The following is an 18,331-nucleotide window of genomic DNA, read 5'->3' on the forward strand; positions in this document are numbered from 1 at the left end:
CTCAGCAACCCCCTGTCGGGCCGCAGCGGACCTTGTCGGGCACGTTCTCGAGGAACAGCAGGTTGATGAAGGGCCCGTCACCACCGGCGTTGGCGAAGTAGCGCGAGGTGACCGCGAGGTTGTGGAGCGCCTCGCGGAGCTCCTCGTCGCGCGAGAGCAGCACGCCGACCACGGCGTCGAGGTCCCTCAGCATCGGCCGCAGCTTGGCGGCGTTGTCGTCCATGATCTGGTTGATCGACGCGGTGATCGAGCCGATGTCCCGGAGCAGGTCCCGGATCGCCTCGCGCCGGCGGACCAGCTCCTCGATGACGAGGTTCGACTGCTCCATGAGCTGGACCAGGTCGCCGGTGCTGTTCGAGAGCTGGTCGGAGATCAGCCGGGACGCCTCCAGCAGCTCGCCGATCTGGTCCTCCCGGTCGGTGATGAGGTCGGAGACCCGGGCGATCCCCTCGAAGGCCGGCTCGAGGCGCGGGCCGGCGGCACGCAGGGTCTCCGCGACCACGCTGAGCGCCTGGGCGACCTTCCTCCCGTCGATCTGGTTGACCGCCCCGGTTCCCTCGTCGATCACGTCCTGCAGGTTGAACGGCACCGACGTCTGGGCGAGCGGGATCGTGTCGTCGCTCAGCTCGCCGCCGCCCCGGGGTGTGATCGCGAGGTAGTGGGTGCCGAGCAGGGTGCCGACCTTGACCGCCGCCTTGGTGCGGGAGCCGAGGTCGATGTCGCTGTCGACGGTGAACTCGATCAGGACGCGAGCACCGTCGACCTCGATGTCCCGCACCTCACCGACCTCGACGCCGGCGATCTGCACGCCTTCACCCGCCCGGAGGCCGCCGGTGTGGCTGAACTCGGCCACGTAGGTGCTCGCCCCGAACGGGATCACGCTGATGACCAGGATCGCGGCGCCCAGCAGGCCGAGCGCGACGAACGCGGCGATGCCGGTCCGGAAGGGGTCGTCACGGCTGAGGAGCTTCATCGGCAGACCTCCGAGTAGCCGCCGGGAAGGGTCGATGTCCGGACGGTGAGTGCCCCGAGGTCGAGGTCGAGGTCGCAGAAGTAGAACGTCAGTGCGTTGCGGTAGGACAGGACCCGGGACAGCGTGCCCATGAGCGAGCCGAACCCGTCGATCGCGCCGGCGAACCTCGGCTCCTCGGCGGCGTACATCCGCAGCACGTCCTTCGCCTTCTGTACGTCGGCCGCCAGGGGGCCGCGGACGTTGCGGAGGAACGCCTCGCTGGTGTCGATGACGTGGGCGATGTCGTCGATGGTCTGGCCGAACATCCGGCGGTGCTTCGCAAGACCGCTCATGAACGTCGTGAGCTTGCGGATCGTCCCGCGCAGCTCGTTGCCCTGGCCCGCCAGGTCGGTGAGCACCGGCGTCAGGTTGTCGAAGACCGCGGTGAACAGGTCGTCCCGGTCGGCGAGGTACGTCGTCAGCTGGGCCGTCTGGTCGAGCAGGTCCGCGACCGTCCCGCCCTCGCCCTGGAGCACCTTGATCACCGACTCGGCCAGCTTGTTGACGTCGTCGGGCTCGAGCACGTCGAACAGCGGGCGGAACCCGTTGAGCAGCGCCGTCAGGTCGAAGCCGGGGCTGGTCCGCTCGAGCGGGATCGTGGTGCCCTCCTCGACCTCGTCGCCTCGCCGGGCCGGCTGGACCAGTGAGAGGTACCTCTGTCCCAGCAGGTTCTGGTAGCGCATGACGAGCGTCGTGTTGGAGAGCAACGGCTGGCTCTCCTGCAGGGTGAAGGTGACCATGGCCGTGTCGCCGCTGCTGCCGTTGACCTCGATGCCGGTGATCTTCCCGACCTGGACGCCGGCGACCCGGACGTCGTCCCCCAGGCGCAGCCCGCTGACGTCGGTGAACTCGGCGCGGTACTCCTTCGTCTCCCCGTCGACGCGGTCGGCCATCGTGTTCGCGAGGAGCAGGAGCAGGAACGCCGACGCCGCGAAGAACGCGATGACCTTGACGTAGACGGCCCGCAGACGGAGCCGGGCCGGGCTAGCCACAGTTGCCTCCTTCCCGCGAGCCGTAGCGCGGGCAGTCGGCGCGGGTGTAGTCGGCCGGGCCGTTGGAGTGGATGTAGCCCTCCACCCGGGCGTAGCCGTCCTCCAGGACGGTGAGCAGCTGCGCGGAGGTGTCGCCGGTCTCGAGCAGCGTGTCCCGCAGACCGCCGCGCTCGTCGTACAACGTGTCGACGAGGGTGACCGACAGGGACAGTGCCCGGAGGAACGCGCGCTCGTGCTTCACGAGCAGGTCGTCGGTCTCCTGGACCAGGGTGAGCCCGCCGTCCAGCACCGAGGTCAGCTGGTCCCGTCGCCGGACCAGGTTGTCGAGGGTGACCAGGCCGTCCTCGGTCGCGTCGAGCAGCTCGGGCGCGTTGCGTGCGACCGCGTCGAGGTTGACCGCGAGCAGCCGCAGGTCCCCGCGCAGCCGTGGGATGAGGGGGGCGAACCGGTTCGTGTAGCGGTGCAGCGTGTCGATCGCGACGCCGAGGTCGTCGCCGCGGCCCTCGAGCACGGTGGACAGGGTGTGCAGGGCGGTGGCGAGCTCCGCCGGCCCGAGGGCGTCGACGAGCGTGTCGATGCTGTCGAGAGCGGTCTGGAGCTCGAGCGTCCCCTGCGTCTTGTCCTCCGCGATCACGTCGTCCGCCCGGATCGGGTCGCCGCCCTCGACCCCCCGCGGCAGCACGAGGTCGACGTACGACGTGCCGAAGACCGATGCCGGCAGCACCCGGGCACGCACCTCGCGCGGGATCTGGTCGACGTGCTCCTTGTCGATCTCGAGCGCGAGCCGGACCTGGCGGGCGTCGCCCTCCAGGTCGGTGACCTTGCCGACCACCATCCCCCGCATCTTCACGTCGACGCCTGTCCGCAGAGCGCCCCCGACCGTGGTGAGCTCGGCGGTCACGGGCACGGCGTCGGAGAAGCCGCCGCGCAGCTTGACGGCCAGCGCACCGCAGAGCAGCGCGATCACGGCTAGGAGGACGACCCCCTGGATCGCGAGCTCGTGCCGCGTCGGGTCCCGGTGCCGGGTGCGAAGGATGCCCATCCCTATCCCGAGATCCTGACGCCCGGATCGGTGCCGTAGAAGAACAGCGTGAAGACCATGTCCAGCAGGATCACCGAGACGATGCTGGCCCGGATCGCCCGGCCCGTCGCCTCACCGACGCCGGCCGGCCCGCCCGAGGCGTGGAAGCCGTACCAGCAGTGGAGCAGGGCCACGATCAGCGTGAAGACGAGGATCTTGAAGGTGGAGATGAGGATGTCCCGGCCGGACAGGAACTGGCTGAAGTAGTGCTCGTAGGTGCCGCCGGACTGGCCGAAGACGACGGTCACCACGGCCTTGGACGCGACCCAGGAGCCGATGAGGCCGATGTAGTAGAGCGGCAGGATCGCCGTCATCGTCGCGGCGACGCGGGTCGTCACCAGGTAGTACATCGGCGGGACCGCCATCACGCTGAGCGCGTCGATCTCCTCGTGCAGGCGCATCGACCCGAGCTGGGAGGTGAACCGGCAACCGACCTGCGACGCGAGGGCGAGCGCGGCGATGAGCGGCGCGAGCTCGCGGGTGCTGACGCCGGCGTTGATGGCGCCGGTGAGCGGACCCAGGCTCAGCAGCTCCAGGCCGCTGAAGCCCTCGATGCCGAGCGAGGTGCCGGCCGCGACCGACAGCAGCACCATGATGCCGATCGTGCCGCCGCCGATGAGGAGAGCGCCGGTTCCCCAGGCGATGTCGGAGAGCTGGCGGAGGTACTCGCCCGGGTAGCGCCGCAGCGTGACCGGCACGCCCGCGACCGCTCGGACGGCGAACGCTCCGAACGAGCCCATCCGGGCCAGCAGGTCCAGCACACCGTCGACGATGCCGAGCACCGAGTCGCCGACCCGGCGACCCAGGCGCCCGCCCCCGAGGCTGCCGATCGCCGCCATCAGACCAGCCTCGCCGGCACGAGCATCACGTAGACCTGGGTGATGCCGACGTTGATGAGCGCGAGCAGGATGACGCTCAGCACGACCGACTGGTTGACGGCGTCCGAGACGCCCTTCGGCCCGCCCCGGGCGTGGAGCCCCTTGTGGGCGGCGACGATGACTGCGACGAAGCCGAAGATCGCCGACTTCAGGACGGCCATCACCAGGTCGAGGGTCTGCCCGAAGGAGATGAACGCGCCGAGGTAGGTGCCGGAGCTCACCGTGCCCGAGCCGACGACGAGCAGGTAGCCGGTCATGATCGCCGAGGTGGCGACCACCGCGCTCAGGCACACCCCGACGATCACGGCGGCGACCAGCCGCGGAGCGACGAGCCGGTCGACCGGGGAGATGCCCATGACCTTCAGCGCGTCGATCTCCTCGCGGACCGTCCGGGCGCCGAGGTCGGCCGTCACCGCGGCCCCGACGACACCGGCGATCATCACGGCCGCGACCAGTGGTGCCGCCTGCCGCATCACGCCGATCGCGTTGACGGCGCCGATGAAGGAGTGGGCGCCGATCTGGCCGGCGACGCCACCGACCTGGACGGAGACGATGACGCCGAACGGGATCGACACCAGGATCGTCGGCAGCAGCGAGACGCGGGTCATGAACCACGCCTGCTCGAAGAACTCGTCCCACGAGAAGCTGCCCCTGACGACGCCGGTGGCCGCGGAGAACGACGAGTCCCAGGCAAGCAGGGCGATCTCACCCGCGGTGTGGACCCCGGTCCTTGCATGGTCGAGGAGGAAGTCGACGATCCCTCGGGCGCCCACCAGCGCGTTCGTCACCCTCTGGACCCCCTGGATCTTGGTCTCGACGCTCCGGCCGGAGGCGGCTGGTTATCAGGTGCTAAATCGTGAGAATCAACGGAACCCTAACCGAAAAGTCACGCGTCCGAGCGACCTGTCCCAAGACTGACAACACATGAGGTCACTTGTGGTGTTGCGGAGGCCCGGGCGCCACTGCTCCCGGACTCCTCGTTGCGCACCCCCACGTCCTCGTCGCCTGGGCGTGACCGACGCTAGACCACGCGCCCCGCAATTGCTACGGTCATGTAGCAATTGCGGTCGGCCGACGCCGCACGTATCAGCGACGGCTCGTCTGCTGGCGGCGCAGCCGCTCGAGCTGCGCGAGCGTGATGACGGTGTCGCCCGGCGGCGGCGCGATGGCGACCTGCCCGCCCCAGTCGCTCCAGGTGAAGGTCGCCCGGCCGGTGCCGCCGAGGTCGTTGGTACGGCGGACCACACGGTCGTCCTCGTCGAACCAGTACTCGGTCACCGTGGGCACCGAGGAGCCCTCCTCCCCCGCGCCCGTCCCCGGCTCGGTCACCACCTGGTAGCGGCGGGCCGGGGCGCCGGCGACGGTGTCGTCGCCGCTGAACCGCACCTCGACGATGCCCTCGCGGAGCTCGTCGAGCTGGTTGCGGGGGTCGGCGTCCTCCATCACCGAGCCAGCCAGCTCGGCCTCCCCCGCACTGATGTCGACCCAGAGGCCGCGGGACTCGGGGATCTTCATGTACGTCGCCCCGCCGACCGCGCGGAGACCGACCCAGGCGCCCTCGACCTGCCAGTCGCTGATCCGGAGGTCGACGTCCATCCCGTCCGCGGCGTACCGGACGACTCCCCGGCCCTTCAGGGTCGTGCGGCCGCGGACGTCGAACGTCACCGTCGCGGTCGACCCGTCCTCGAAGCTCTGCTCCAGCGCCTCCAGGAACGCATCGACGTCGACCTCCTCGCCCCGGTCGGCCTCCGACAGGGCCGGGGGCCCGCTCGGCTCGTCGTCGCTGCAGGCGGCCACGGCCGGCAGCAGGACCGCGCACAGCGCGAGCCCGGCGAGCGACCGCCTCACCTGACGACCTTGGGCACCAGCTCGACCAGCGCCATCAGCGACGTCGTGAGCACGGCATGCACCTGGGTGCGGTCGAACCTGCCGGACTCCAGCCACTCCCACAGCGCCTGCCAGGCGAGCTCCCCGAAGCAGGCGACGAGGGCCCGCGCCGCCGGCGACGCGTCAGCCGGGTCCTGCATGACGGTGGACAGCAGGTTGTCGATGGTGCCCTCGTGCATCTCGCGGACGACGCCCCGGATCACCGGGTCGCCGTGGGAGCCGGTGTGCACCCGCTGGAGGGCGAGGAACGACTCGCGGGTGGCGCTCACGGCGTCCAGCCACTCGTCGATCACCGCCGCCGACGACTTCTCGAGGTCGTCGGTCGCCATGAGCCCGGTCAGGGGCGGGAGCGAAGGCACGCGGGCCGTCCGCTGGAGGACGGCGAGGTAGAGGTCCCGCTTCGACCCGAACTCGTGGTAGATCCAGCCGCGGTTGACGTCGGCGTCCGCGGCGATGGCGACGGTCGACACCTTGTCGTAGGGCTGCTCGGCAAAGTGGCGCGCCGCCGCCCGCAGGATCCGATCGCGTCGATCGGTGAGCACCTCGCCAGACATGGGCGTCAACATACAGGTCTGTCGGACAGGTGCTAAGAACTGGAGACCGGGGCGGCCGCGACCTCGGCGGCCAGCCCCGGGGCGAGGTCGCCACGCGGCGCCACGACCACGTCGTCGAGCCCGAGCCAGCCGGCGAGCTGCCACAGCTCGGCGGCGAGCGCGGCCGCGGTCTCCGGCGGCGCGCCCGCCTCGGCGTACGCCCCCGGCACGAGCAGGACCCCCGCCGACCGGTCGGCCTTGAGGTCGACCCGCGCCACGATCCGGTCGCCGAGGAGGAACGGCAGGACGTAGTAGCCGTGCACCCGCTTCGCCGGCGGGGTGTAGATCTCGATCCGGTAGAAGAAGTCGAAGAGCGCCTCGCTGCGGGCGCGCTCCCACACCACCGGGTCGAACGGGCTCAGCAGGGCGCGGGCGTCGATCCGGCGCGGCAGCCGCGCGTCGCGATGGAGGTACGCCGGGCGGCGCCACCCCTCGACCTGGACCCGCTCGAGCTCGCCCGCCGCCACCAGCTCCTCCGCCGCCGCGCGCGCCGGGGCGACCCGGATCCGGTAGTAGTCGGCGAGGCAGTTGGCGCTGGCGACGCCGTGGGAGCGGGCGGCCCGGCGGACCAGCTCGAGGACGGCCTCCTCCTCGGTGAGCGGGGGCGCCGTGAGGACGTCGGCCGGCAGCACCCGCTCGGGCAGGTCGTAGCGGACCTCGAACTGGCTGGTGCGGCCGGCGATCGCGACCTCGCCGGACATGTAGAGGATGTCGAGGGCCTTGCGCGCGTCGGACCAGTTCCAGCCCCAGTGCGTCCGCTCGCGCGGGGTGCCGTCGTCGAGGTCCCGGGCGGTCACCGGGCCGTGCGCGGCGACCTCGGCAAGCACGCGTTCCTTGAGGGTGGCGTCGATGCCCTGCCACCACTTGAACTCACGCTGGGCGTAGTGCTGCATGCGGAATCGCATGACCGGCCACAGCTCGACCGGCATGAGCGTCTGGACGTGCGCCCAGTACTCCACCACCCGCCGCGGCCGGGTCTCGGCCGCGCGCCGCAGCAGGTCGACGTCGTAAGGGCCCATCCGGGAGTAGAGCGGCATGTAGTGCGCCCGCTGCAGGACGTTGACCGAGTCGACCTGGAGCACCCCGGTGCGCCCGAGCGTGCGCTGGAAGGTGTGCATCGTCGGCACGTCGTGCCGCTTGTCGGCGAACCCCTGCGCGGCGAGCGCGATCCGGCGGGCCTGCGCGAGCGAGAGCGACTGCACGGCGGTGAGCCTAGGCCGCCGCGCCGACACCGCTACTCCAGCTCGACGAGCTTCTCCCGCACGGCGTACATGACTGCCTCCATCCGCGAGTGCAGCTGGAGCTTCTCCAGCATGTTGCGGACGTGGTTCTTGACGGTGTTCTCGCTGATCGCGAGCCGGTGGGCGACGTCGCGGTTGCTGAGGCCCTTCGCCACCAGGCGCAACACGTCGAGCTCGCGCTCGGTGAGCCGGAGCGCCGTGCCCTGCGCGCGGTCGGGCTTCGACATCGTCTTGAACTCGTCGATGAGCTTGGCCGCCATCGACGGGCTGATCAGCGACTGGCCCTCGGCCACCACCCGGATGCCCTGCGCCACCTCCTCGATCGAGGAGTCCTTGAGCAGGTAGCCCGACGCGCCGTTCTTGACCGCCTCGTAGAGGTCCGCCTCCTCGTCGGAGACGGTGAGCATGACGATCTTCGTCGTCGGGGACGATGCCTTGATCGCCACGCACGCCTCGATGCCCGACTGCTTCGGCATGCGTACGTCGAGCAGCACCACGTCGGGCGCGGTGCGGACTGCGAGGGCGGTGCCCTCGGCGCCGTCGCTCGCCTCGCCGACGACCTCGATGCCCTCCTCGGCACCGAGCAACATGGTCAGGCCCCGCCGGAACAGCTCGTGGTCATCGACCACGAGCACTCGCACCGGCTCGATCCCAGTCACCACCCGGCCATCATGGCATGTCCGGCGCCCGGGCGGCTCAGTCGCCCAGGTCGAGCGAGATCACGCCGTAGTCGTAGCCCTTGCGGCGGTAGACGACGGCCGGGCGCTCACTCTCCTTGTCGACGTAGAGGTAGAAGTCGTGGCCCACCAGCTCCATCTCGTAGAGCGCCTGGTCGAGGGTCATCGGGCTGGCCGGATGGGTCTTCTCCCGCACCACCAGCGGGCCGTCGCCGGTCACCGCGATCGGCCCGACCTTGCGCTCCTCGACGGAGTCGCTGTTGTCGACCGTCTCGGTCTTCGAGGTCAGGCCGTCCACCGGGACGCCGGCGAGGGCCTGGCCCACCGAGACCGGCGACCGGCGGCCGCGGTGCACCCGGCGCCGGTCCGCTGCGCGCCGCATCTGCGCCGCCATCTTGTCGAGCGCCATGTCGAGGGCGGCCATCTTGTCGTCGGCCGCGGCCTCCGCACGGATCACCGGGCCCTTGGAGAAAGCGGTGAGCTCGACATGGACGGAACGGTCGTGCTGGCGCGGGTTCGGTTCGGCGTCCACCTCGACGTGGACCCGGATGATCCGATGATCGTGCTTCTCCAACCTCGCCAGCTTGTCGGCTGCGTGTCCGCGGAAACGGTCCGAGATCTCGCAGTGCCGTCCAGTGACCACGACGTCCATCAGGTACCTCCAATAGTGGGTTGGGGCTGGCTCGTCAGCGCGCACGCGCAGGCCTGTGCCGCCGAGCGAACGGCGGGTGCGGCCTGAGCGGGGAGTCGCTCCGCACTCGACCCGGGGCGTCCGGAAGACGCCACCACGGATCAAGGTGGACTCCATGTTGAGACGTTAGTGCGTGAACCTGAACCTTGAAAGGGCTCAGCGGTTAAAGCGGTCGCACTGAGCGGTCACGCCGCCTCGTCGCCGCCACCGCGGCGACCGCGAGGACCGGGATCCCGGCCGCCTCGAGGGCACGCTGCGCCTCGCGCGCGGTCGCTCCGGTCGTGATCACGTCGTCGCAGACCACGACGTGCGCGCGCAGCCCGGCCAGCCGGCGTACGGCGCCCGCCGGGCTGGCCATGGATCCCGCCAGGTTGGCGTGGCGCTGGCCGGCGTCGAGGCCGGCCTGGTCGGCCACGCCCGGGCGGGTGCGCAGCAGCCGGCCGACCACGGCCGGCCTGCCGGCGGCACGGAGGACGCGCGCGGCCCGTCTGGTCGTCGCAAGGGTCGGGTCGTGGCCCCGGGCGCGGACGGCAGCGGGCCGGGACGGCACCGGGACGAGCACGACGGGCGCCGTCGGCGCCGCGCCGGACGACTCCGCCGCCGCGGCCACCGCGGTGGCGAGGAGGCCGCCGAGCGGCCGGGTCAGGCCGAGCAGCCGGCGCTCCTTGTGACCGACCACCATCGCGCGCAGGGTCGCCTCGTAGGCGCCGGTCGCGAACGGCGGCACCATGCCGGGCGGCGAGGGCGTCGGCCAGGCGACGTGGGCGCCGCCGGGGAGGGCCAGGCGGCATTCCGCGCAGAGCACCCGCCCGGGCAGGCCGCACCCGACGCAGGCCGAGCCGAGCAGGAGGTCGGCACCGGCGTCGAGGAGGGCGGATCCGAGCGGCACCGGTCGAGGCGATCACGCGCCGGGTGCGGCGGACAAGCGCGGGCTCGTTGACTGTGGACAGGCTCAGCCTGCGAAGTCGATCTCCCGCGCCCGGGTCCCGGACGGGAGGCGCTCCCCGGTGCGGACGTCGATCAGGGCGTCGCGGGTGATGGCGTAGATCGGCGTGTCGGCGTACGGCTCCCCGGCCAGCCCGAGCACGCGCCCCGGAACCATCGAGGAGAGGGTGTCGACGCCCACGGTGGCGCCGTCGGCGGCGACGGTCTCCACCTCGAACAGCTCCCCGGGCAGGGCCGGCGTCAGCACGGCAACCTCGGCGACGCCGGTCCACGCGACATCGATCGCGGCGGCGTTGCGCACCGACCAGATGACCGTGGAGCCGACCGCCCGCTCGACGGCCCCGTTGCGGCCGAGGACGATGCGTGCCGCCACCAGCTGGTCGCCTCCGCCGTCACCCACCAGGGCGACCAGCCGGGTGCCGTCGCGCGAGATCAGGATCCGCCGCGCGTCCGTGCCGGTGACGCCGGCGACCTCGACCTCGCGCACCCCTCCCTCGTCGGCGACCAGGAGCCGGGCACCCCCGGGGCGGCGGTCGAGCAGCCACAACCTGCCGGACGCGTCCCACGTTGGCCGCGCGAACTCGGTGCCGTCCGAGACCAGCGACCGCATGTCCTTGCCGTCCTCCCCGGCGCGCAGCGGACCGACCAGGACCTGCCGGCGGTCCGAGGTGACGCCCGCGACGCGCATGGCGCCGGGCGCGACGGCGAACGTCGCGAGCTGGTAGGCGTCGTACCCCAGCGGACCGTTCACCGGCTGCAGCTCGCCCGAGCCGCCGACCACCAGGCGCCCGCGGCGCAGGCCGTAGAGCACCCCGGTCGACCCCGTGTCTGCCGGGTCGAACGCGTCGGCAGACGTCACGGCGTACTGCGGCGAGATGCCGGGTGCGTCGAGCTCCTCGCCGTCGATCGACACCCGCAGGGCGACGATCGAGGGATCCTGCCGCAGGGTGGCCGCCAGCTGCGCCAGCATCAGCTCGGACTCGGCCGGCGACATCCTCGGCGTGTCGCCGTGCAGGTCCAGGATCGCCACGCCGTCGATGATCTGCACGGACAGCCCGACGCTGAGCCGCTCCGGCACGAAGGTGCGGACGACGTCGCGGATCCGGGCGGGAGGACGGGCGAGCAGCGCCGTCACCACGGTGGTCGCGAACGTCTCGCCGACCGGCACGAACACCGGCTCCGGCACCAGCACCTCCGCCGTCGGGTCGAAGTAGAAGAGCGACGCCTGGCGGTAGCGCTCCTGGAACCACGACGACCGCACCACGAGGGCGTCGAGGGGGTCGAGGATCCGGAACTCCCCGTCCTCGATCGTGAGCCGGAACCTCAGCATGCTGCGCTTCGTCGGGAGGGTGTCGCGCCAGGCGCCCGACTCGTCGAACGCCGCCGCGTCCCGCATCCGGATGCTGACGGTGCTGCCGTCCTCACGCGACCGGCCCAGGGTCGTGTAGATCACCGTCGCGTCCGGGCTCCACTCGTCGGCCGCGTCGTCGGTGAGGTACTCCTTGGCGACGTTCGTCGAGATCGGCCACGCCATCATCGCCTCGAGGAACCCGTAGACGATCTCGAGCCGGGAGTCCCCGGGCTGCGGCGGCAGGGCGTCGATCGAGGACGCGCGGTCGGAGTCGTGCTCGCCGGCGAGGTCGGCGTCGACGACCGGGCCGCTCTTGGGCAGGTCGATGCAGCCGCTCAGCAGCGCTCCCAGGACGAGAAGCAGGGCAGCGCGCACGGGGTTGGTCATGGGGTTGGTCATGGGGTTGGTCATGACGTCGCCCCCCGGCTCGGCTCGCGGCCCGGGTCGGTCGCGGCCGGGCTGTCGTCGGGCGGCTCCGGCTCCGACGCGACCTCGTCGATGGGCGCCAGCGGCAGCGGGCTGCGCCGCAACGGCATGCCGGCTCGCCGGGGAAGGGTGAGCCGGAACTGCGCGCCATCGCCCGGCCGTCCCCAGGCCTGGAGCCAGCCACCGTGCAGGTGGGCGTCCTCGAGGGAGATCGCCAGGCCGAGGCCGGTGCCGCCGCTGCTCCGGGCGCGGGCCGGGTCGGAGCGCCAGAACCGGTTGAAGACCATCGCCGACTCCCCGGGCGCCAGGCCCACCCCGCGGTCGCGGACCGTGATCGCCGCGGCCTGCTCGTCGGCGGCCATGCGTACGACGATCGGCCGGTCGGGATCGTCGGGGAACGCGTGGTCGATGGCGTTGGTGACGAGGTTGCGGAGGATCCGCTCCACCCGCCGGGCGTCGACCTGCGCGCGCACCGGCCGGTCGGGCTGCTCGACGACGACCAGCACCCCGCGCTGGTCGGCCAGCGGGCGGACCGAGTCGACGACGCGGTGGGCGACGTCGAGGAGGTTGATGTCCTCCACGTCGAGCACGGCCGCGCCGGCGTCGAACCTGCTGATCTCGAGCAGGTCGACGAGCAGGGTCTCGAAGCGGTCGAGCTCCACCTGGAGCAGCTCCGCGGCGCGGGCCGTCACCGGGTCGAAGTCGCGGCGCGCGTCGTGCAGCACGTCGCCGGCCATGCGCACCGTGGTCAGCGGGGTGCGGAGCTCGTGGGAGACGTCCGACACGAACCGCCGCTGGACCCAGCTCAGCTCCTCGAGCTGGCGGATCTGCCGCTGCAGGTTGGACGCCATCTGGTTGAACGACATCGCGAGCCGGGCCAGGTCGTCCTCACCGGTCACGCGCAGCCGCTCCTGCAGCCGTCCCGCGGCCAGCCGCTCGGCGACCTGGCGGGCCATCCGGACCGGCGTCACGACCTGGCGGGTGACCAGCCAGGTGATCCCGGCGACCAGCACCAGCAGCAGGCCGTTGGCGGTGATCAGCGCCTGGGTGACCAGGGAGAGCGTCTCCTCCTCCTCGGTGAGCGGGAACAGGAAGTAAATCGTGTAGGTCTGCCCGTCCGCCGGGAGCTTCACCTGGGAGCCGACGACGATCCCGGGCTCCCGCACGGTCTCCCCGTCGGGAGTGGTGCGGACGATCTCGGTGTAGGTCCAGGCGGTCGAGCGGTTGACGCCGTCGAAGTGCTCCTCGAGGCGCTCCGGGACGCTGACCAGCTCGAGGCCGCTGGTCCGGTGGGCGCCCCCGTCCTCCAGACTGGTCTCGTTGTCCTCCGGACCGCCGAGCACGACGCTGTAGCCCCGGCTGTCCCCCGCCTCGATGATCGGGTCGATCAGGTCGGAGCGCTGCTCGCTGGCGTTGGCCCCGGTCGCGGAGGCCGCCGAGAGCCGGTCCCGGGTGTCGGCGACCTCGGCCTCGACCTCGCCGACCACGACGTCCACGCGGTGCTTGAGCAGCCCCTCGCGGGTCTGCTGGAGGAGGAACCAGCCGACGGCGCAGATGACGATCGCCGACAGCACGAGGGTGCTGACGACCACGCGCGCCTGGATCGAGCGGCGCCAGAAGGTGAGTGCCCGCCGAAGCCCGGTGGGGACTGCGATCCGACCGAAGCTGGCCACCCAGCGCCTCTAGCTGCCGGCCTTGTAGCCGACTCCGCGGACGGTGAGGACGATCTCGGGGTGCTCCGGGTCGTGCTCGACCTTGGACCGGAGCCGCTGGACGTGGACGTTGACCAGCCGGGTGTCCGCGGCGTGGTGGTAGCCCCAGACCTCCTCCAGCAGGACCTGGCGGGTGAACACCTGCCACGGTCGGCGCGCGAGGCACAGCAGCAGGTCGAACTCGAGCGGCGTCAGCGGGATCTCGGTGCCGTCGCGGGTCACGCTGTGGCCGGCGACGTCGATGCTGAGGTCCTTGAGGGTGAGCGTCTCGGAGGTGACCGTGTCGGTACGACGCACCCGCGCCCGGATCCGGGCGATCAGCTCCTTGGGCTTGAACGGCTTGACGACGTAGTCGTCGGCACCGGACTCGAGACCGACGACCACGTCGACGGTGTCGCCCCTCGCGGTCAGCATCACGATCGGCACGCCGGACTCGGCGCGGATCTCCTTGCACACGTCGATGCCGTCGCGACCGGGGAGCATGACGTCGAGCAGCACGACGTCGGGGCGGTACTCCCGGAACGCGTTGAGCGCGATGTCCCCGCGGGCGCAGACGTGGCTGTCAAAGCCCTCCTGGCGCAGCACGATGCTGAGCATCTCCGCGAGCGGGGCGTCGTCGTCGACGACGAGCACGCGTCCCTTCGTCGCGTACGACGACGCACCGGCGACATGGTTCATACGCTCATGGTAGGTGGCAGGACGTGCGAAGCCCCGCACCCGGTGAGGGGGGCGGGGCTTCGCCGTACGCTCGATCCGACTCAGTAGCGGTAGTGGTCGGACTTGTAGGGGCCGGCGACGTCGACGCCGAGGTAGTCGGCCTGCTCCTTGGTCAGCTCGGTCAGCTCGACGCCGAGGGCGTCGAGGTGGAGCCGGGCGACCTCCTCGTCGAGGTGCTTGGGCAGGACGTAGACACCCACCGGGTAGTCGTCGGTCTTCGTGAACAGCTCGACCTGGGCCAGCACCTGGTTGGTGAAGGAGTTCGACATGACGAACGACGGGTGGCCGGTGGCGTTGCCGAGGTTGAGCAGGCGGCCCTCCGACAGCACGATGATCTTCTTGCCGTCGGGGAAGATCCACTGGTGGACCTGGGGCTTGATCTCGTCCTTGACGATGCCCGGGATCTTGGCCAGGCCGGCCATGTCGATCTCGTTGTCGAAGTGGCCGATGTTGCCGACGATCGCCTGGTTCTTCATCTTCTCGAAGTGCTCGACCCGGATGATGTCGAAGTTGCCCGTGGTCGTGATGAAGATGTCGGCGTACTCGACGACCGACTCGAGGCGCTTGACCTCGTAGCCGTCCATCGCCGCCTGCAGCGCGCAGATCGGGTCGATCTCGGTGACGATCACCCGAGCGCCCTGGCCGCGCAGCGACTCGGCCGAGCCCTTGCCCACGTCGCCGTAGCCGCAGACGACCGCGACCTTGCCGCCGATCATCACGTCGGTGCCACGGTTGATGCCGTCGATGAGCGAGTGGCGGCAGCCGTACTTGTTGTCGAACTTCGACTTGGTGACCGAGTCGTTGACGTTGATGGCCGGGAAGAGGAGCGAGCCCTCCTTGAACCGGTCGTAGAGCCGGAGGACACCGGTGGTGGTCTCCTCGGTGACGCCCTTGATGCCGTTGGCGATGTTGGTCCAGCGCTGCGGGTCGGCCTCGAGCGAGCGCGCGAGGACCCGGAGGACCTCCTTGTACTCCTCGTTGTCGGTGGAGTCCTGGCCGGGCACGGCGCCGGCCTTCTCGAACTCGACACCCTTGTGGACGAGCAGCGTGATGTCGCCGCCGTCATCGAGCAGCATGTTGGGACCGACCTTGTTGCCGTCGGCGTCGGTGAAGTCGAAGACCTTCTCGGCCTCGTCCCAGTACTCGCCGAGAGTCTCGCCCTTCCACGCGAACACCGGGGTGCCTCGAGGATTGTCGACGGTGCCTGCGTTCTCGGGCGGACCGACGACGACCGCAGCGGCGGCGTGGTCCTGGGTGGAGAAGATGTTGCAGGTGGCCCAGCGGACGTCGGCGCCGAGCTCGGTCAGCGTCTCGATCAGCACCGCGGTCTGGATGGTCATGTGCAGCGAGCCGGCGATCCGCGCGCCGGCGAGCGGCCGGTCCGCGCCGTAGCGCTCGCGCATCGCCATCAGGCCGGGCATCTCGTGCTCGGCGAGCTGGATCTCCTTGCGGCCGTACTCGGCCAGGCTCAGGTCAGCAACCTTGTAGTCCATGAAAGTTCTTCCTCGTGACTTCCGGAGGCTGTCTCTGCGGCGCATCTGCGCTACGTCGGGATCTCCCGCACAGGACGTGACCCACCCTACAAGCGGGCCGTGACGCCGGGAGAATCCCGGCGGAACTACTCGGTCCCGCCCTGCTTGACCGGTCGCTCCACCGCCTCCGGCTCGTGGTGGTCGCCGCGGTGACCGAACGGCAGCAGCTGCAGGACGAGGACGACGACGGCGCCGACTAGGAGCCCGGCCAGGGCGGAGAAGAACGTGTTGACCATCCAGGCCAGGGTCGGCCCGAGGACGGAGACGTCGACCGCGTGGTGGACGTCCTCCTCGAGGTGGTGGACCCAGTCGTACGGCGCGTGCCACCAGCCGACCTCGGCCAGGTTGACGAGCAGGATGTGCCCGCCGACCCAGAGCATCGCGATCGTGCCGACGACGGAGATGAACGCGAGCAGCTTCGGCATCGCGGCGACCAGGCCGTGGCCCAGCCGCTGCGAGAACGCGGACCTGCGCTGGGTGAGCAGGAGCCCGGCGTCGTCCATCTTCACGATCAGCGCGACGACGCCGTACACCGCGATCGTGATCGTGAAGGCGACGACGACGAGGATCGCGAGCCGGGCCCAGAAGCCCTCGTCGGCGACCTCGTCGAGCGCGATGACCATGATCTCGGCGGAGAGGATCAGGTCGGTGCGGACGGCACCGGAGATCATCTCCTTCTCGGCCTCGGGACCGACCTCGGTGACCGGGACGTCGTGGTCGTGGTGGCCAGCGATCCAGCCCCAGACCTTGTGGGCACCCTCGTAGGCCAGGAAGGTGCCGCCGATCATGAGGATGATCGGCAGCGCGTCGGGCAGGAACTCGCTGAGCAGCAGCGCCAGCGGCAGGATGATCAGCAGCTTGTTGCGGATCGAGCCGAACGCGATCCTCTTGACGATCGGGAGCTCGCGCTCCGCGGCGAGGCCGTGGACGTACTGCGGCGTCACCGCGGTGTCGTCGACGACCACGCCGGCCGCCTTCGTCGTCGCCCGGCCGGCCGCGGCCCCGACGTCGTCGACCGACGCGGCCGCCAGCCTGGCGATCGCGGCGACGTCGTCGAGGAGTCCGAAGAGACCTGCGCTCATCGTCCGGCCATCTGTTTCTGCATGGCCGGAAGGCTACCGGGATCCTGCGCGACCGCGGTCAGCTCCACCGCCTGCTTCACCTGCTGCTCGGCCTTGCCGAACGGGTCGACCAGGAGCTGGAGCCGGTGCGACACCGGGGGCGCAGCGAGCAGCAGAGCGAGCACCACCCCGCCGAGGAACGTGACGGGCGGCGCGGCCACCGGGTGCGCGGCGGCCCACTCCACGTAGCCGGCGTACTCCAGACCACGGATGACGAACCCGTGGCAGAGGTAGACCACGAGGGTGGCCGCCCCCATCCGGCTGAACCACCCGGAGAGCCGCGGCACCAGCGCGAGGAACGCGAGCGTCCCTGCGACACCGATCCCGAGCAGCACCAGCCGGGTGACGGCACCCCGGGCGTCGGAGGCGCCGAGGTCGTCGTACGGCGTCGCGTAGTAGAGCCAGTGGGTCCCGGCCAGCTCGTCGGTGCGCGCGGTGAGCAGCCACAGGCCGAGGAACGTCGCGCCGGCCACCCAGCGAGCGCCGGGGCCGCGGAGCACCTCCAGCCGCTCGGGCGTCGTGTGCACACCGAGGACGAAGAACGGGATCAGGCCGAGCATCCGGGTCAGGTCGAACATCTCGGCGTTCTCGCCCTGGACCGTGCCGGACCACAGGCACAGGACCACGGCGGCGGCCACTGCCAGCACCGCCGGCAGCCCCCGGAACAGGGGTGTCGCCAAGCGCCAGACGATGAGCGCGGTGAGGAACCACAGGGGCCAGTGCGGGTCCGTGAACAGGTCCTCGAGCTCCTCACCTCCGAAGTAGAGGCGGAAGAACGCCATCAGGCACTCGAAGAGGACGTACGGCACCGCGACCGTGCGCACGAGGTTCCAGAGCCGGTCGGGCGAGTAGTCGAAGGTGCGGGACAGGTAGCCGGTGACGAAGACGAAGGCCGGCATGTGCCACGCGTACAGGAAGTCGTAGGCGTGGCCGACCAGTCCTTCGGACGGAAGCAACGCCCAAGCGTGACCGATGACGACCAGCGTCACCAGCGCCATCTTGGCGTTGTCCAGCCAGGGGTCCCGAGCGATCCGTGAGGAGGGCATCGCGGACCTTGGTACCCGGACCGACGAGCGCAAGCCAAATCGTCTGACAGTCCTCCGGCGGAGGCTGGTGGGCGAGGACCTCGCTCTGTCCGCGGCCTCGCGCCGGGCCGGCGCGACCGTCGCTGGCGCGCATCACCGTTCTTCAAAGAATCCAGAACCTGGCGGCCTGAATGGCCACTTGCCGTCCACACCGAGGAACCAACCGATCCCTGTCCACAGGCGGGTTCCGGGCGCATGGAGATGTCGGTTCGCGGCGGTTGAATAGGCGTCATGGATCTCGGGACCGCCTCTCTCCTCCACCCGGCCGACGGGTCGAGGTCGGAGGAGCTGCTGGCCGGGATCCGCGCCCACCGCACCGTTATCGCGGAGCGGGAGATCGCCACGCTTCGCGCGATCGCCGAATGGGCCGGCGAGCACGTCGTGGATGAG

The 18,331-nt window shown here is 70.9% G+C and carries 17 protein-coding genes; all 17 read right to left on the reverse strand.

Translation table 11 applies throughout. The features are described from left to right. Window position 1 precedes the first annotated feature (1 nt). The 17 genes from F0U47_RS11770 to F0U47_RS11850 all read right to left on the reverse strand — a co-directional run bounded on the left by F0U47_RS11770 (window position 2) and on the right by F0U47_RS11850 (window position 17,902). A complete protein-coding gene (locus F0U47_RS11770) occupies window positions 2-973 on the reverse strand; it encodes an MCE family protein (protein ID WP_149750675.1) in 972 nt (323 codons plus the stop codon). Continuing rightward, a complete protein-coding gene (locus F0U47_RS11775) occupies window positions 970-2,004 on the reverse strand; it encodes an MCE family protein (protein ID WP_149750676.1) in 1,035 nt (344 codons plus the stop codon). Before F0U47_RS11775 ends, F0U47_RS11770 begins: the two co-directional genes overlap by 4 nt. Then, on the reverse strand, window positions 1,997-3,046 hold the full coding sequence (locus F0U47_RS11780) for an MCE family protein (RefSeq protein WP_149750677.1): 1,050 nt from the start codon (window positions 3,044-3,046) through the stop codon (window positions 1,997-1,999). Before F0U47_RS11780 ends, F0U47_RS11775 begins: the two co-directional genes overlap by 8 nt. Window positions 3,047-3,048: 2 nt before the next feature. Next, window positions 3,049-3,924, reverse strand: coding sequence for an MlaE family ABC transporter permease (locus F0U47_RS11785; RefSeq protein WP_149750678.1), 876 nt, complete (start codon window positions 3,922-3,924; stop codon window positions 3,049-3,051). Further along, window positions 3,924-4,751 carry an MlaE family ABC transporter permease gene (locus tag F0U47_RS11790; protein WP_246159580.1) on the reverse strand — a complete coding sequence of 276 codons (828 nt, stop codon included), beginning with the start codon at window positions 4,749-4,751 and terminating at the stop codon, window positions 3,924-3,926. The genes F0U47_RS11785 and F0U47_RS11790 overlap by 1 nt, the downstream gene beginning before the upstream one ends. Window positions 4,752-5,049: 298 nt before the next feature. Continuing rightward, window positions 5,050-5,811 (reverse strand): hypothetical protein, encoded by a 762-nt coding sequence (locus F0U47_RS11795; RefSeq protein ID WP_149750679.1) that lies wholly within the window; start codon window positions 5,809-5,811, stop codon window positions 5,050-5,052. After that, a complete protein-coding gene (locus tag F0U47_RS11800) occupies window positions 5,808-6,404 on the reverse strand; it encodes a TetR/AcrR family transcriptional regulator (RefSeq protein WP_188111308.1) in 597 nt (198 codons plus the stop codon). The genes F0U47_RS11795 and F0U47_RS11800 overlap by 4 nt, the downstream gene beginning before the upstream one ends. Window positions 6,405-6,436: 32 nt before the next feature. Further along, window positions 6,437-7,645 (reverse strand): winged helix-turn-helix domain-containing protein, encoded by a 1,209-nt coding sequence (locus F0U47_RS11805; RefSeq protein WP_149750681.1) that lies wholly within the window; start codon window positions 7,643-7,645, stop codon window positions 6,437-6,439. 32 nt (window positions 7,646-7,677) lie between these two features. Next, window positions 7,678-8,346 carry a response regulator gene (locus F0U47_RS11810; protein WP_246159581.1) on the reverse strand — a complete coding sequence of 223 codons (669 nt, stop codon included), beginning with the start codon at window positions 8,344-8,346 and terminating at the stop codon, window positions 7,678-7,680. A gap of 34 nt (window positions 8,347-8,380) precedes the next feature. Then, on the reverse strand, window positions 8,381-9,013 hold the full coding sequence (gene hpf / locus F0U47_RS11815) for a ribosome hibernation-promoting factor, HPF/YfiA family (protein ID WP_149750682.1): 633 nt from the start codon (window positions 9,011-9,013) through the stop codon (window positions 8,381-8,383). Between the two features lie 202 nt (window positions 9,014-9,215). After that, window positions 9,216-9,941 (reverse strand): ComF family protein, encoded by a 726-nt coding sequence (locus F0U47_RS11820; RefSeq protein ID WP_149750683.1) that lies wholly within the window; start codon window positions 9,939-9,941, stop codon window positions 9,216-9,218. A gap of 63 nt (window positions 9,942-10,004) precedes the next feature. Further along, complete coding sequence (locus F0U47_RS11825) at window positions 10,005-11,759, reverse strand: LpqB family beta-propeller domain-containing protein (RefSeq protein ID WP_149750684.1); 1,755 nt, start codon at window positions 11,757-11,759, stop codon at window positions 10,005-10,007. Next, entirely contained in the window at window positions 11,756-13,447 is a 1,692-nt protein-coding gene (gene mtrB, locus F0U47_RS11830) for an MtrAB system histidine kinase MtrB (RefSeq protein ID WP_246159582.1), read from the reverse strand. Before mtrB ends, F0U47_RS11825 begins: the two co-directional genes overlap by 4 nt. Window positions 13,448-13,456: 9 nt before the next feature. After that, on the reverse strand, window positions 13,457-14,164 hold the full coding sequence (mtrA, locus tag F0U47_RS11835) for an MtrAB system response regulator MtrA (protein ID WP_149750685.1): 708 nt from the start codon (window positions 14,162-14,164) through the stop codon (window positions 13,457-13,459). 80 nt (window positions 14,165-14,244) lie between these two features. Then, window positions 14,245-15,696: an adenosylhomocysteinase gene (gene ahcY / locus F0U47_RS11840; RefSeq protein WP_149750687.1), complete on the reverse strand. Its 1,452-nt coding sequence runs from the start codon at window positions 15,694-15,696 to the stop codon at window positions 14,245-14,247. Window positions 15,697-15,821: 125 nt separating this feature from the next. Continuing rightward, a complete protein-coding gene (locus tag F0U47_RS11845) occupies window positions 15,822-16,817 on the reverse strand; it encodes a DUF808 domain-containing protein (protein WP_149750688.1) in 996 nt (331 codons plus the stop codon). Beyond that, window positions 16,814-17,902, reverse strand: coding sequence for an acyltransferase family protein (locus F0U47_RS11850; protein ID WP_149750689.1), 1,089 nt, complete (start codon window positions 17,900-17,902; stop codon window positions 16,814-16,816). The genes F0U47_RS11845 and F0U47_RS11850 overlap by 4 nt, the downstream gene beginning before the upstream one ends. Window positions 17,903-18,331 lie beyond the last annotated feature (429 nt).

Origin of the sequence: Nocardioides antri, from assembly GCF_008373765.1 — a bacterium.
GTDB classification, from domain to species: Bacteria; Actinomycetota; Actinomycetes; order Propionibacteriales; family Nocardioidaceae; genus Nocardioides; species Nocardioides antri.

Excerpts from the sequence above, each read along its gene's own strand:
- hpf (WP_149750682.1), bottom strand. The coding sequence starts at position 9,013 with ATGGACGTCGTGGTCACTGGACGGCACTGCGAGATCTCGGACCGTTTC.
- F0U47_RS11800 (WP_188111308.1), bottom strand. The coding sequence starts at position 6,404 with ATGTCTGGCGAGGTGCTCACCGATCGACGCGATCGGATCCTGCGGGCG.
- F0U47_RS11780 (WP_149750677.1), bottom strand. The coding sequence starts at position 3,046 with ATGGGCATCCTTCGCACCCGGCACCGGGACCCGACGCGGCACGAGCTC.
- F0U47_RS11770 (WP_149750675.1), bottom strand. The coding sequence starts at position 973 with ATGAAGCTCCTCAGCCGTGACGACCCCTTCCGGACCGGCATCGCCGCG.
- F0U47_RS11850 (WP_149750689.1), bottom strand. The coding sequence starts at position 17,902 with ATGCCCTCCTCACGGATCGCTCGGGACCCCTGGCTGGACAACGCCAAG.
- ahcY (WP_149750687.1), bottom strand. The coding sequence starts at position 15,696 with ATGGACTACAAGGTTGCTGACCTGAGCCTGGCCGAGTACGGCCGCAAG.
- mtrA (WP_149750685.1), bottom strand. The coding sequence starts at position 14,164 with ATGAACCATGTCGCCGGTGCGTCGTCGTACGCGACGAAGGGACGCGTG.
- F0U47_RS11845 (WP_149750688.1), bottom strand. The coding sequence starts at position 16,817 with ATGAGCGCAGGTCTCTTCGGACTCCTCGACGACGTCGCCGCGATCGCC.
- F0U47_RS11825 (WP_149750684.1), bottom strand. The coding sequence starts at position 11,759 with ATGACCAACCCCATGACCAACCCCATGACCAACCCCGTGCGCGCTGCC.
- F0U47_RS11785 (WP_149750678.1), bottom strand. The coding sequence starts at position 3,924 with ATGGCGGCGATCGGCAGCCTCGGGGGCGGGCGCCTGGGTCGCCGGGTC.